13 protein-coding genes and 1 pseudogene are annotated in these 13,283 nt (G+C 69.7%); 6 read left to right on the top strand and 8 right to left on the bottom strand.

The window, feature by feature from the left end:
* Window positions 1–957 (top strand): HNH endonuclease signature motif containing protein (locus B1818_RS13060; RefSeq protein ID WP_254859662.1); only part of this gene is annotated, 957 nt, incomplete at its 5' end.
* A gap of 27 nt (window positions 958–984) precedes the next feature.
* Here the strand turns inward: B1818_RS13060 and B1818_RS13055 are convergent.
* Window positions 985–1,845: a hypothetical protein gene (locus B1818_RS13055; RefSeq protein ID WP_226514265.1), complete on the bottom strand. Its 861-nt coding sequence runs from the start codon at window positions 1,843–1,845 to the stop codon at window positions 985–987.
* A 162-nt stretch (window positions 1,846–2,007) separates the two neighbouring features.
* Entirely contained in the window at window positions 2,008–2,595 is a 588-nt protein-coding gene (locus B1818_RS13050) for an HhH-GPD-type base excision DNA repair protein (RefSeq protein WP_058252513.1), read from the bottom strand.
* A 49-nt stretch (window positions 2,596–2,644) separates the two neighbouring features.
* Here B1818_RS13050 and B1818_RS13045 point away from each other — a divergent pair, with 49 nt between their 5' ends.
* Complete coding sequence (locus B1818_RS13045; protein ID WP_058252514.1) at window positions 2,645–3,190, top strand: hypothetical protein; 546 nt, start codon at window positions 2,645–2,647, stop codon at window positions 3,188–3,190.
* A gap of 1 nt (window position 3,191) precedes the next feature.
* Here the strand turns inward: B1818_RS13045 and B1818_RS13040 are convergent, their stop codons facing one another.
* From B1818_RS13040 to B1818_RS13020, 5 genes and pseudogenes are all read right to left on the bottom strand, one after another.
* Window positions 3,192–3,854: a lysoplasmalogenase family protein gene (locus B1818_RS13040; protein ID WP_058252515.1), complete on the bottom strand. Its 663-nt coding sequence runs from the start codon at window positions 3,852–3,854 to the stop codon at window positions 3,192–3,194.
* Window positions 3,851–5,131, bottom strand: a complete 1,281-nt coding sequence (locus B1818_RS13035; RefSeq protein WP_058252516.1) for a S9 family peptidase — start codon at window positions 5,129–5,131, stop codon at window positions 3,851–3,853. The genes B1818_RS13040 and B1818_RS13035 overlap by 4 nt, the downstream gene beginning before the upstream one ends.
* Window positions 5,132–5,183: 52 nt before the next feature.
* Window positions 5,184–6,086 (bottom strand): hypothetical protein, encoded by a 903-nt coding sequence (locus B1818_RS13030; RefSeq protein WP_058252517.1) that lies wholly within the window; start codon window positions 6,084–6,086, stop codon window positions 5,184–5,186.
* A 234-nt stretch (window positions 6,087–6,320) separates the two neighbouring features.
* Window positions 6,321–6,977 (bottom strand): annotated as a pseudogene (locus B1818_RS13025) (GAP family protein).
* 243 nt (window positions 6,978–7,220) lie between these two features.
* Window positions 7,221–8,051, bottom strand: coding sequence for a hypothetical protein (locus B1818_RS13020; protein ID WP_078112959.1), 831 nt, complete (start codon window positions 8,049–8,051; stop codon window positions 7,221–7,223).
* 299 nt (window positions 8,052–8,350) lie between these two features.
* On the opposite strand from B1818_RS13020, the gene B1818_RS13015 reads away from it, so the two are divergent.
* From B1818_RS13015 to B1818_RS13000, 4 genes are all read left to right on the top strand, one after another.
* Entirely contained in the window at window positions 8,351–9,418 is a 1,068-nt protein-coding gene (locus B1818_RS13015) for a thiamine ABC transporter substrate binding subunit (protein WP_078112958.1), read from the top strand.
* Window positions 9,419–9,425: 7 nt separating this feature from the next.
* Window positions 9,426–11,081 (top strand): iron ABC transporter permease, encoded by a 1,656-nt coding sequence (locus B1818_RS13010; protein ID WP_078112981.1) that lies wholly within the window; start codon window positions 9,426–9,428, stop codon window positions 11,079–11,081.
* Window positions 11,078–12,121, top strand: a complete 1,044-nt coding sequence (locus B1818_RS13005; protein WP_078112957.1) for an ABC transporter ATP-binding protein — start codon at window positions 11,078–11,080, stop codon at window positions 12,119–12,121. The genes B1818_RS13010 and B1818_RS13005 overlap by 4 nt, the downstream gene beginning before the upstream one ends.
* A gap of 70 nt (window positions 12,122–12,191) precedes the next feature.
* Window positions 12,192–13,040, top strand: a complete 849-nt coding sequence (locus B1818_RS13000; RefSeq protein WP_058252568.1) for a DMT family transporter — start codon at window positions 12,192–12,194, stop codon at window positions 13,038–13,040.
* 7 nt (window positions 13,041–13,047) lie between these two features.
* On the opposite strand, the gene B1818_RS24185 is transcribed toward B1818_RS13000, so the two are convergent.
* Window positions 13,048–13,224 carry a hypothetical protein gene (locus B1818_RS24185; protein ID WP_091344396.1) on the bottom strand — a complete coding sequence of 59 codons (177 nt, stop codon included), beginning with the start codon at window positions 13,222–13,224 and terminating at the stop codon, window positions 13,048–13,050.
* Between the last annotated feature and the right edge of the window lie 59 nt (window positions 13,225–13,283).

The following is a 13,283-nucleotide window of genomic DNA, read 5'->3' as shown; positions in this document are numbered from 1 at the left end:
CCTGTCGATCCTGGAGGTTCGGCGGCGAGTACCGAGATCGTGATTCACGTGGTGACCGACGCCGACACCCTGGCCGGGGGGTCCGGACCCGGCTGGGTCGACGGGCACGGAGTCATCTCCGACGAGCATGTGCGCGACCTCGCCGCCCGGCCCGACGCGACGATCAGGCCGGTCACCCCGGTCCGCACACCACCGTCGCAGGTTGTCGCCGGCGGTCCAGTCGTGACCGGCGAGGGCGGATACGACGACGAGCCCACGCGGACGGCGAACATCGCCGCACCACAGCAGGCTACAGATGACACCGGCGGCGCGAGTGACGCGTCGACGGAGCCGCCGTCGTCGGGGATGGTGGTGGTCTACCCAGCTGCCCTGCCTGGTGACCCGTATCGGCCGACGAGTGCGTGTGCGGAGTTCGTGCGGGTGCGCGACGGCTACTGCACCGAGCCGGGTTGCACGCGTTCGGCATTCACCGCCGATGTCGATCACGTCGCCGAGTACGACCACGCCCGACCCGCCCGCGGGGGTGCGACCTCGAGTGAGAACCTCAACGCCAAATGCCGTCCCGGTCATCTCCACAAGACCCACGGTGACTGGACCGATGTGCAGTACCGCGACGACGAGGGCCGTCTGGTCACCGAATACGTCACGCCCGAGGGGTTTGTGATCCCCGGCGAGGCCGAAACCCTCGAAGACCTCTTCCCCAACCTGCGTCGCATCCGGTTCGAACAAGCCGCGAAAGCTCCACCGACACCGCGGATCATCGTGCCCGAACGGCAAGGCCGACAACAGCAAGGCCGACAACCGCGCACGATCACCGAACGCACCGCCGCCAAACACGCGAAGCGGCGAGAAGAACGTGCCCGCAACAAGGCACAACGCGAAACGAACCGCCGCGCCCGAACCGAGGCAGCCCACCATCAAGCGACAACCCACGACGACGAGCCCCCGCCATTCTGACCCGGCGCTCGGCGTGGCCTGTGGCGGCTAACCCCGCGGGTACCCGTTCGTGTCCGCCGGAGCGTCTCCGTGTCCATTGCCGCCCGACCCCTTCGGCGGACGGGTGAGGCGTTTGGGAAGTCGCTCGGCGAGACCGCCGAGCGGTGCGACCGTCTGGTTGAGCAGGTCGACGGTCTCGGCGAGCTCGTGGACCGTTTCCTGCATGGCGAGCAGGTTGGGTCCGAGCTGCCCGATGACCTCGGTGAGCTCGGAGATCCGGTCCAGCGGCCCGCCCGGTGCGATCGCGCGCTCGACCGCGCCGTTCTCGCCCAGGAGCTGATCGAGCAGGCCGTCGTCCTCGGCGAGCCGGTCCAGGATGCCTCCCGCGGCGGTCACCTTCTCCAGCACGCCGTCGGGCGCGGTCAACTTGTCGACGATGCCGCCCTCGGAGGTGAGGCGCTCGAGGATGCCCTCGTTCTCGGTGAACTGGTCGACCACGCCACCCGGCCGGGTCAGCCGGTCCAGCGGTCCACCCTTCGCGGTGAGGCGCACCAGGATGCCTCGTTCCTCGGCGACCTGGTCGAGGAGTCCGCCCTCGGCGGTGAGCTTGTCGAGCGGACCGTTCGGGGCGGTGAGCCGGTCGACGACACCCCCGGGATCGAGAAGTCGTTCCAGCGGACCGCCGTTGGCCAGGATCCTGCCGAACGGCCGCTCGGGGCCGAGTAGTTCGGACAGCTGGTTGAGGAGAGCGAGCGGCGTCCGGAGTGATCCGAGCTCGTCGGCGTCGACGCCCACTGCCAGTGCGATCTCGTTCTGCACGCTCCCGGCCGTGATGCGGGCGATGGCGACTGCGGACTCGGCTGCGCTGAGCACCACCCCGGTGACCGCGAAACCGAGTCGGAACGGCATCTCGACGAGCGCACGGCCTGCGTCCGCCGTGGCCACCGGTCTACGGTCGACGCGGCGACGGTCGGGTGGCGGCCGATCCGGAAGGGACTCCATGCTTTCCGACCCTAGGCCAACGGACCGGCGTTCGGGGCGAGGGTTCGGTGATTCCGAAGGGCGGTGTCGCTACCGCGCACCGGTCGCCGGCGCCTCTGCCGCCTTGGCGGCCTTCGCCGCCTTCTTGAAGTCGCGGACCTTCTGCAGCGACTCCGGGCCGGTCACGTCGGCCACCGACCGGAACCCCTTCTTGCTGTAGTCGCCGGCGACCTTGGTCCAGCCCGACGGCTTGACGTCGAGTTGCTTGGCGACGAGCGCGACGAAGATCTTGGCCTTCTGGTCGCCGAACCCGGGAAGGGCGCGCAACCGCTTCATCAAGTCCGCGCCGTCGGCGGCCTCGGTCCAGATGCGCGCGGCGTCGCCGCCGTACTCCTCGGCGACGACTTTCGCGAGCGCTTGGACCCGGCCGGCCATCGACCGTCCGTAACGGTGGATGGCCGGGGGAGTGGCACACAGGTCGGCGAACGCCTCGGGGTCGGCGTCGGCGATCTCGACCGGATCCATCGTGCCGAATCGGTCGCGGATCTTGGCCGGCCCGGCGAAGGCCCGTTCCATCGGGAACTGCTGGTCGAGGAGCATTCCCGTGAGGAGGGCGAACGAATCGGTCGAGAGGAGTTCGTCGGCCGCGGGTTCCTGCGCGATCTGGATCTTCGGCATGGGGTCGATTCTGGCAGACGGCACCCGCGTGCGGCTCTAGACTGCCCCCATGATGAGCGGGGAGAACACGGTCGGCTTCGAGAACGGCAGACGCCGGCGGGGGCGCGTCGGAGTGGGAACGGTCGCGACGGTGGCCGGCGTCGTGATGGCGCTGGCGGTATCGCTGTTCGGTGCCGGCGTCGCCGTGGCCGCGCCGGCAGACGACGGGGCGAACTACGTCACCACCCTGCGGTGCGACAGCGTCAACCCTTGGCCGGCAGGCACGGTCAAGGTCCGTGTGGACGTGTTCAACCAGATCCGGCACCCCGCGGACGGACTACCCGGACCCGTCATCGCGCTCATCGGCACCGACCGTGCCCGAGCCGTGGCCCTCGAATACACCTACGAGGTGTCGGTGTCGTGGCGGAACCTGCGGACCGGACGTACCGGCGTCACCACGGTTCCCGGCCGCGGGTACACGGTCAAATGGCAGGTCGACATCCATCCGGGCAGCGGTCCCGTCGCCTTCACGATCCGTCAGAAGATCGGTGCGCTTGCCTTCTTTCCGATGACCAATCCGAAGTACTCGACCTGCTCGGGCCGCGCGGTCGCCTGACTCACCGTTCGGCGAGTCCGCCGATCAGCAGGTACTGCGCGGTGAAATAGCTCGCGAGCACCCAGGCCTCGCCGGCCACCCGGAGTCGAGTGTCGGTGACCAGGTGTCGTCGATTGATGATCGCGAGGTCGGAGAGCAGGAAGAACCACCCGCCGGCCCGCAAGCGCGGCTGCGGCGCCGGCACGTCCGCCGCCAGCGCCGACATCGTCGCGAGCGTGTTGCCGTACGTCCCCAGAACCGGCAGCAGGGCAGGGCGGTGTCGGCTCAGCACCGTCGCCGACTCGGCGAGAACGCCCACCCGCGGCGTGACGGACCGAACCGACGGTCGTGCGCCGGCACGCCACATCGCGACCGCGTAGCTCAACTGTGCGCCCGCGAAAGACGTTGCACCCCTGCGGAGACAACGATCCTTCGCCGCCGGGTCGTCGTGTTCGAACTCCTCCTGCAACATGAACCGGTCGCCGAGCGCGGAGAACCCGACGACGGACGCCAGGGCGACGGTGTCGGCGACCGGGCGGCGTCGTGCTCCGGCGGCCACCCGCGCCGCGAGAAGCGCGATCGGCAGCGGTTTGGTGATCGCGGCGCTGCGTCGATCACCGACCGAACCGGCGATCGTAGCTGCCGCGGCAGTGGCCGCATAGGCGATCCGGAACGTTCGGTTCACCGCAGGACGCGGGCGACGAAGGCGCGGATGTCGGTGTCGGAGAACCGCTTCGACTGGGCGCCGTCAAGCGTCAGATAGGTACGCGCCGACACCTTGCTGTCGCCGACCCGGGCGTCGTTGAGGTACTTGAGGGTGAGCGGTACGACGACGGAGGTGTCCTGCAGGGTCTGCGTCATCAGGACCGGACGCTCGAAGCCGCGAGTGGGCAGCTCGGTCGCCTTGGTCAGCAGGGCGGTGAGTTCGGTGTTCCCCGACAGCGGTTTGGTGAACAGCGAACCGATGGCGAGACCGTCCACCTCACGCGCGAACTCGGTGACACACGACGCGGCGGCCTTGGTCAGCCATTTCTTGCCGGTGTCGGTGAGGTAGGCGTCGAGATCGAGGTCGGAGTGCGCGTTGCGGATGGCGCTCAGCGTGTACAGCGCGTCGGCGGCCAGCCCGGACGGCATCGCCGCGGACGACGGCCCGAGATTGGCCACGAGCGAACCGAACTGGGCGGGAATCGAACTCGCCGCGGCACCCTTGAAGTCGAGCTTGCCGCCCTGGATGGTCGGGGCCAGTCGGGCCAGCGTGATCGCGGCCGCGGCTCCCTGGCCCTCGCCGACCACTGCCCACGAGCGCGACAGGTTGTCGGCGATGTCCCGAGAGGCGCGCACCGCGTCGACGATGTTGCGGGCAGTGGCCTCGAGATCGTAGTACTGCGGCGTGCCGGGGGTCCCGACGCCCGCGTAATCGGTACTGACGACGGCATATCCACGACCGAGCCATCGCTTGAGCTCGTCGGTGTCCTCGGCGGTGGGCCGCGACGACGGTGCGCACCGGTCGGCGATGCCGCGCGAACCGTGGGCCCAGGCGACGATCGGCCAACCGCCGGCCGGCGCCCGCCCGCCCGGCACCATCAACACGCCCGAGGACAGATGGGCCTTGCCGTCGGCGCCGGTGCTCCAGTACGTGAAGTCGTTTCCGGACCCGGCGCCCGCTACCGTACGTGCCCGGGGGAGTTCGCGATTGGCGTAGACGGCGCCCGGCGTCTGTCCCGGACCTCGCGTGTCGACGGTGCCCGCATTGTCGTCGGCGGGCGCGCTGTTGTCCGTCGACGACGGTTCTGCCGACGGCTCGGCCACGCCTGGCGTCGATGTTCCCGGAGGTTCGGCCGCGGCCGTCGCCGTCATGCCGAAGGCGGCCGGGGCCACGACGATCGTGAGGGCGGCTGCGGCCGCGAGGGCGCGTGCGAGGTGGGCACTCCGTGGTTTCGAAGTGTTGCCGTGGGGGTTCATGTGTCGTCAGTTCGTTCTGTGAGGCGTGACAGGATGCGAAAGGCGTTGTGTGTCAGGCATTGACGATGCCGACGGCAGGTAGGAACCAGCAGTTCTGGGTACCGTTGCTGGCGTTGCCGAAGACTGCCGACAGGATGGTGCCGCTGCCGGTCTTCACCGGTGCCAGCCGGACCCCGGACAGCAGGGGCAGCGCCGTCAGCGCGGTGCGGTCGGTGATCGGGTCGAGATCGGCGAAGCCGCCCTGGAGCGTGCTGGTGTTGAACCACGCGACCTGCATCTTGCCGCCGCTACCGGCCGTCGGCGAGGCGGGCACGAAAGCGTATGCGGTCTCGCCCTTCTCGACGAGGTTGAGCTTCTCGGGCAGCTTCACGCCGGGGATCATGTCGAGCAGCGGCTTGAGCTGGGTCAGGGGGTCGGTCTTCATCGGCCACGGACCCGCCACGGCCCCTGCCCCGGCGGTGACGAGTCCGAGCGGGTTGTCGGCGGTGGGTGCGGTGCAGAACGGCGACACCGACGGGGTGAGCGTCTGGATGCCGAGCGTGCGCAGCAGGGCGATGGGGTCGGTCGGGGCCGCGACCGGAGTGGCGGCCGACGCGGGTGCGCCTTCGGCGGCCGCGGGGAGCGGGAGAGCTCCCGCACGCCCGGCGATGTCCTCGACCGAGAGTTGTCCGGCGCTCCCCATGATCGTCTGGGCGGCCTGCACGGCGATCTGGTCGACACCCGCGGCCTTGAGCAGACGTACCGCCCCGGCCAGCTCGGCATCGAACGGGATCGACAGCGCGCCGAGCAGGTTGGCGGGGATGAGGGGCTCGGCCGTCGCCGGCGCCGAGGTGGCGGTGAGGGTGGCCGCCGCGATCGCCACACCCATGAGACCGGCGCCGCAGCGCTGGATCGCGCGGCTGCGAGTGACGCGACGCGGAGCGTCGGAACGCGTGAACCGAGACGTGAGGGACATGGCTCTCCTTGGGGCAACCGGCGGTGACGGCCGAGCACCCGCCACGTGTGGCGGGTGTGACAGATGGGACTCGAGTTACAAGAGACCACGAAGACTCGGAACCCGGCAAGTCGCGAGTCCGACCTGTGACATGGGCGCGATCCGCGAGAGACCGAAACCGCGGCGAACTGCGGGTTCAGTGCCCTTGAGCACGGTCTCGGACCGCCGCACAGAGGCCGACCACCGCCGGCACGCTCAGCTCGCGCCGCCGATTCCCTTGCCGACCAACACGACTCCGATGACCAGGATCAGCACCGCCATCACCGTCGCGTTGTTCGCCTGCAGCCACGACTTGAGGCGGTCGAGTGGTTCGCGCAGGCGGGCCGCGGCGAGCTGGTAGCCCACGACCGGGACCACGACCGAGGTCGAGGCCAGGAGTGCGAAGACCGCCACCGCGATCACGTCCTGCGGCATCGACAGCGCACCCGAGGCGATCGAGACACCCGCCGCCGCGCAGAGAACGAGATTCTTCGGATTGATCGCCGCCAGCGCGAACGCGATACCCATGGTGGTCACCGGACGCATCTCGTCGATGGCCGACATCCATTTCGGCCTCGCGGACTCCGCGTGCCGGGCACGCCACTGACGCAACCCGACGACGAGCAGGACGACACCGAGCGCGATCTTCACTTAACCGGTGCTCGACGACGATCCGTCGAGGTCGACGGCGCTTCCGAGGGCCACGAAGACGGCCACCGCGACGACGATGCCGACAAGCCAGCCGATCGCGAAACCGATACTCGTCGTGCGCGCATGGCGTCCCAGGAGCATGAGGATCGCCGCGATGATCGGGATCGGCGACACCGCGACACCCACCGCAAGGGGTAGTAACTCACCGAGCACGGGTCCCATCGAGAACTCCTCACGACATGGTGCCGACAGATGACGTTTGTACGCCATGAGAGTGGCGAATGTCGGACTGTTTGCGTGACGGACGGTCTTGATATGTCTTGCATGCCATTTCGCGTTCTGTTCGGCCGATGTTCACGTGATCTGCCGCGCCTTCCGATAGTGGCGCCCTGAGCGCAGGTCCTCTCACGACGAAGGCACCCCGTCTGCGAGCCGGGGTGCCTTCGTCGTGAGAGGAGAAAGAGATCAGATGATCGCGAGCCCGATCACCGGGACGATGGTGCAGGAGACAACCTGCCCCTTCGTCTTCGTGGTGACGTTGCCGTGGATCGCCGAGATGACGCGGCCCTTGCCGGTCCGCGAGATACCGGTGAAGGTGCCGGGGCCCTCCTTCACATTGATCTTCGGGTTCCGCTTGAGCGTCGTGGTACCCGTGCGACCGGTGTCGACGTTGAACCAGCTGACCGTGAGCGGCGCGGCCTTGTTGTCGATCGCCGGACCCGTGCCGAGCGAGGTATAGACGTAACCGCTCTCGCCGCGCTTGGGGCCGGGGGCAGGTGCCTCCTGCGGTCCGGCGGTGACCAGGGCGCGACCGAGCGAACCGCCGCCGGGGATGCAGCCGAGGCCGAAGGTCGGGTAGAGGAATTCCTGGATCTTCGGGGCGTTCGGGCCCTGCGGGATCTCGGGATCGCCGGGCTTGGGCTCGGCGGCGAGCTGACGCGCGGCCTGCTTGCGGCCGGGTTCGCCGAGGAAGTCGGCGATCGAGCGCCAGATCTTGCTGACCTCAGCCGGCATACCGGGGGTGTCGGCGAACGACTGGGCCTGGCGGAGCAGGTCGACCGAGACCTTGCCGTCGGGTCCGGGCGTCGCCACGGAGCCGATGATCGCGGGAGCGAACGCGCCGAGCGAGTCCAGCACGCGCTGGTCGACCTTCGGGGCCGGGGCGGCCTGCGCGGCCATCGGCATCGCGAGTGAGGTCGCCGCCGCGAGCGCCGACACGGCGACGAGGAGTCGACGGGTCCGGAGTCGACGCGGGGCATGGCCGGATCGCAACCTCAGTGGCCGGGAGAAACGCACTGGTATGTCCTAACGGTCGTGGCGCCGACGATCAGTCGATCAGCGCCTCGCGGGTCGTGTCATCCGCCCGGGTGTCGGGTAGCGGACAGTCCATCCTCTCACCCGGGTCGTCGCGGGTCATTCTAAGCCCCCCGCGGGTTTCACTGTCCAGACCGCCGGTCTGTTACGGGTGGGGTTGTTGTGGTAATTGATGCAATTGTTATCGAAGTGACGTCGGGGCGGTTGAATCGTACGGACAGGCGGCAACCTGGTTGGATGAGGAGAATCGGGGATCGGGGACGGTCGAACAGGAGTCTGAAGTGACAGAGCTGCGCGCTGACGCGTCGGGTCGCCCACGCGGGAGGTCGCGACTGACGCGCCTGGTGGTCGGTGCCGTCGCGGTCGTACTGGCAGCGACGACGGCCAGTGCCTGCGCCGACGACTCGTCGTCGGGCGGCGAGGTCACGCTGCTCACCCACGATTCCTTCGAACTGCCGGAGTCGGTGATCGACCAGTTCCGCCAGGAGACCGGACTGACCCTGAAGATCGTGAAGTCCGGGGACGCCGGACAATTGGCGTCGACGGTGTCACTGACCCCGGGTGCGCCCAAGGGAGACGCGGTCTTCGGCATCGACAACACCTTCGCCTCGCGTCCGATCGACGCCGGCGCCCTGGAGTCCTATGAGTCACCCGCCGCGGCCGACGGTGCCGCCGATTTCGCGGTGCCCGGCGCGGAGGGGCAGCTCACGGCCGTCGACCGCGGGGATGTGTGCCTCAACATCGACGACGGCTGGTTCGAATCCAGGTCTCTGACCCCACCGGCGAGCTTCCGCGACCTGACCCGCCCGGAATTCGCCTCGCTCACCGCGGTGACCGACCCGGCGACCTCCTCACCGGGCACGGCGTTCCTGCTCACCACCGTCGGTGCGCTCGGAAACGGCTGGCAGGACTACTGGAAGCAGGTCGTCGGCGGCGGCGCGACCATCGTCTCGGGCTGGGAGGTCGCCTACAACCAGCTCTTCACCGCCGGAGAGGGCCGTGGCGACAAACCCATCGTGCTGTCCTACGCCTCGTCGCCGGCGGCGACGCCCGGGACGAGCGCGCTGCTCGATAGCTGCTTCCCGCAGGTGGAGTACATCGGCATCCTGAAGGGCACCCGGAACTCGACCGGCGCCCGCAGGCTCGTCGATTTCATGCTGAGTCCCACTGTGCAGAAAGAACTCCCGAACTCGATGTATGTCTACCCGGTGCAGCGCGACACCCCGCTGCCCGCGGGATGGCCGGCGCGCGCGGAGGTGCCCGCCTGGATGTCGTCGTTGCCGCCCGCCACGATCGCGGAGAACCGCGAGATGTGGCTCGATCAGTGGCGTGCCGCGGTCGGCCGGTGACGACTCGGTGACCCCGGCCGGGACAGTGGTGACCCGGGTGGCCCGGGCCGCCGGACCGGTTGCGCTGTGGGTGGTCCCGGCGCTGTTCGTCGTGGTGCTGTTCGCCTGGCCGGTGATCGCGCTCGTCCGGCGCGCCGTCACGATCGCCCGTGACTCCGGGGTGGGCCTGATCGAACTGCTCGACCGCACCGACGCCCTGGGGCTTCTGGGCGTCACCCTGGGCCAGGCGGCCGCCTCGACGGTCCTGGCGCTCGTCGCCGCCGCACCCATCGCGTGGTTGTTCGCCCGGGTCCGCGGGACCACCGCGGTCGTGCTCGCCGTCGTGGTGACCGTGCCATTCGTGCTGCCGACGGTCGTCGTCGGTGTCGCCTTCCGTTCTCTGCTGTCCGGCCCATTGGCGTTCCTGCACATCGAATCCGGGCTGCCGGCCGTGCTCGCGGCACACATGTTCATCAACATCGCCGTCGTCGTCCGCGTCGTCGGGGCGGCCTGGCGCAACCTCGACCCGCGGCTGCTCGAGGCGGCACGGTCGCTCGGGGCGGGCCGGATTCGGGCGACCATGACCGTGGTCGTGCCGCGCCTGGTGCCCGCCACGGCGTCGGCGGCCGCGCTGATCTTCCTGTTCTGTTCCACCAGTTTCGGCGTCGTGATCATTCTCGGCGCCGGGGAGCTGCGGACCCTGGAGACCGAGATCTACACGCAGGCCATCGGATACTTCCGGATTCCCGAGGCGGTCGCGCTGTCGATGCTGCAGATCGTGGTGGTCATGGCGGCGCTGCTGCTGACGCGGGTGTTCGCCGATCCGGCGAGCCGCGGATCGGGTGGCGGCGCCCGGCGGGCCGAACGGAACCGCAGGGTCGCCGGCGGCCGCTGGACGCGGCCGGCGGTCTGGGTGGTGGGGGCGTGGACAGCAGTCCTCCTCGTCGGACCGGTCCTGGTGCTGATGGTGCGGTCGGTCCGACCGGTCGCCCACGGCGACTGGACCCTCGCCGGCTACCGCGCACTGGCCGAACCCGTCAACGGGGTGACACCCCTGGAGAGCCTGCGCTATTCGCTGGTGACCGCCACCGCGGCGACCGCCATCGCCCTGGTGGTCGGTACGCTCGCCGCCGTCGCGCTGCATCGCGCGCACGGAGTCGTCGGGGCGATCGGCTCGGCCGTCTCGCTCATCCCGCTCGGGATCAGTGCTGTCACACTCGGATTCGGCTACCTCATCGTGCTGGCGTCGTTGCCGTACGAGATCGCCGCATCGCCCGCGGTCATCCCACTGGTCCAGGCCCTCATCGCGATTCCGGTGGTCATCCGCATCATGATGCCCGCACTCGAGTCGGTGCCGGTCCGGTTGCGGCATGCCGCGGCGACGTTGGGAGCCACGCCGTTTCGCGTGTTCGCGACCGTCGACCTGCCGATCGTCGGAAGGTCGATGGGGGCTGCCGGTGGGTTCGCCTTCGTCATGGCCCTGGGCGAGTTCGGCGCGACGAGCTTCCTCGCCCGCGCGGACACGACCACTCTTCCGGTACTCATCGGGTCCGCTCTGAACCGCCCGGGGGCCGAGAACCTGGCCACCGCCATGGCCGCCTCGGTGGTCCTCGTCATCGCGACGGTCGTCGCAGTCGTCGTGGTCGAGGCGTTCCGGCCCCGCTCGGAGGTGCCGCTGCTGTGACCACGCAGAGTTCATTGGAGATCTCCGACCTCACGGTCGCGTACGGCGGCGAGACCGTCATCGACGGTCTGTCGTGGCGGCTCGGGGGAGAGGGGTCGCTGGTGACCGCGATCCTGGGCCCGTCGGGGTGCGGCAAGTCGACCCTGATCCGGACGATCGCCGGACTCGAGTCGCCGGTCGGTGGAACGGTGCGGTTCGGCGGAGTCGACCTCGCCGGCGTCGAGGTCCATCGGCGGGACTTCGGGGTCGTCTTCCAGGACGGGCAACTGTTCGGCGGGCGCAGTGTCGCGTCGAACGTCGCGTACGGGCTGAAGGTGCGGCGCTGGTCGCGCCGCGCCATCGCCGATCGCGTCGCCGAGATCCTCGACGTCGTCGGACTCACCGGTTACGACAAGCGTCTCGTCGAGACCCTGTCGGGCGGCCAGGCCCAACGGGTCGCGCTCGCGCGTGCCATGGCCCCGCGTCCGCGTCTGCTGTTGCTCGACGAGCCGCTCGCCGCGCTCGACCGGCGGTTGAGAGACGAATTGGCCGTGGAGATCTCGGAGATCGTGCGAGCGGCCGGCGTGCCGACGATGGTGGTGACCCACGACCACGCCGAGGCCGCCACCATGGCCGACGAGATCGCGGTCATGCGGGACGGGGTGATGATCCAGACCGACGTTCCGGCGGCGCTGTGGCGACACCCGGTCGACGAGTGGACCGCGCGTTTCCTCGGCGCCACGACCGTCGTCGATGCCCAGGTCCGGTCGGGCGTCGCGCAGACCGTCCTCGGTGAGATGCCGCTGGATCGTCCCGACGGTCCGTGCCGGCTCGGCCTGCGGCCCGAGTCGGTGGCGATCGGACCCACGCCGTCCGATGCGCCGGAGAGGCCGGGAACGACGGCGACCGTCGTGCTCGTCGCCGAACTCCCGGCCGGCCCGCGCGTGCGCATCGACACCCCGGTCGGCGAGATCGATGCGGTCACCGATGCCTTCGTCGCGATCGGCGACCGGGTGCGGATGCGTCTGGTGCCGGAACGGGTCGCGGTGATCGGGTCGTGACGCCGCGTGGGCCGGCGAGGAGGTCGTCGTGCCGGTGACACGACGAGACGTGCTGGTCCCGCCGGGACTGATGGTCGTCGGAGCGACATCGATGTATCTCGGCGCGGCCGTCGCCGTCGGCCTGTTCGACGTCATCTCCCCGGCCGCCGTCGCGTGGTTGCGGATCGCCGGGGCCGCGCTGGTGTTGCTCCTGTGGGTGCGTCCACCCCGCGGCGCCTGGCGCTGGGAGCGATTGCGCCTCGCCGGATGCTTCGGGCTGATCACCGCCGGGATGAACATCGCCTTCTACGAGGCGCTCGCGCACCTGCCCCTGGGCACGACCGTCGCCCTGGAGTTCCTGGGCCCGATCGTGGTGGCCGCGTTGGGTTCTGCGACGCGTCGCGACGTCGCCGCACTCGTCCTGGCGGCGGTCGGCGTGGTCCTGATCGCGGACGTCCGATGGTCGGGAACGGCGATCGGCGTCGTCCTGGCGCTGACCGCGGCCGCCTGCTGGGCGGGGTACATCGTCCTGGGCAAACGGGTCGCGGCGCGAGGCACGGGCGTCGAGGACCTGGCGACCGGTTTCGCGGTGGCCGCGTTGCTCACCGCGCCGCTCGCGTGGTGGGTGGCCGACGCGGTACGCGCGGGGGCCGCGTTGCCGGTGGTCCTGGCCCAGGGGTTGCTACTCGGCATCGCCTCGACCGCGGTGCCGTACGCACTCGACCAGATCGTGCTGCGGCGGGTCGGCCAGGCGAGGTTCGCGATCCTGCTCGCGCTGTTGCCGGTGACGGCGTCGGCGATCGGGTTGCTCGCGCTGGCGCAGGTGCCGCGGCCCCTGGAAGCGGTCGGGATCGCGCTCGTCGCGGTGGCCGTCGCCGTGCGATCGGTCGACGACGACAACCGGTCCGACGATCGTGCGGCGGAGATGCCGCCGGGGTGACCGGGAATCAGGCGGCGCGCGCCTTCTTCAGTGCTTTGTGCAGCTCTTTCTTCGACATGTCGGAGGTGTCGAGCTTGCGCATCCGGTGAATGACCACCGGGCAGCGAACACAGCGCGTCGAACTCTTGCAACACTTCTTCTTGGGCTTCAGAGAGCCCACCTTGGTCGGGTCGACCTTCCCCATACGGCGAGGTTAGCAGACCCTAACTACGACTCTTGTGGGTGCTGTGATCGCGGTCTCAC

The sequence above is a fragment of the Gordonia sp. IITR100 genome (assembly GCF_002009645.1).
GTDB lineage: Bacteria > Actinomycetota > Actinomycetes > Mycobacteriales > Mycobacteriaceae > Gordonia > Gordonia hongkongensis.
The sequence above is the reverse complement of the archived record's forward strand: the minus strand, read 5'-3'. Positions and strand labels throughout refer to the sequence as shown.

What these genes read in the sequence shown, in the direction of transcription:
- B1818_RS13055 (WP_226514265.1), bottom strand. Translation starts at nt 1,845, where the DNA reads ATGCCGTTCCGACTCGGTTTCGCGGTCACCGGGGTGGTGCTCAGCGCA.
- B1818_RS13050 (WP_058252513.1), bottom strand. Translation starts at nt 2,595, where the DNA reads ATGCCGAAGATCCAGATCGCGCAGGAACCCGCGGCCGACGAACTCCTC.
- B1818_RS13045 (WP_058252514.1), top strand. Translation starts at nt 2,645, where the DNA reads ATGATGAGCGGGGAGAACACGGTCGGCTTCGAGAACGGCAGACGCCGG.
- B1818_RS13035 (WP_058252516.1), bottom strand. Translation starts at nt 5,131, where the DNA reads ATGAACCCCCACGGCAACACTTCGAAACCACGGAGTGCCCACCTCGCA.
- B1818_RS13030 (WP_058252517.1), bottom strand. Translation starts at nt 6,086, where the DNA reads ATGTCCCTCACGTCTCGGTTCACGCGTTCCGACGCTCCGCGTCGCGTC.
- B1818_RS13000 (WP_058252568.1), top strand. Translation starts at nt 12,192, where the DNA reads ATGGTCGTCGGAGCGACATCGATGTATCTCGGCGCGGCCGTCGCCGTC.
- B1818_RS24185 (WP_091344396.1), bottom strand. Translation starts at nt 13,224, where the DNA reads ATGGGGAAGGTCGACCCGACCAAGGTGGGCTCTCTGAAGCCCAAGAAG.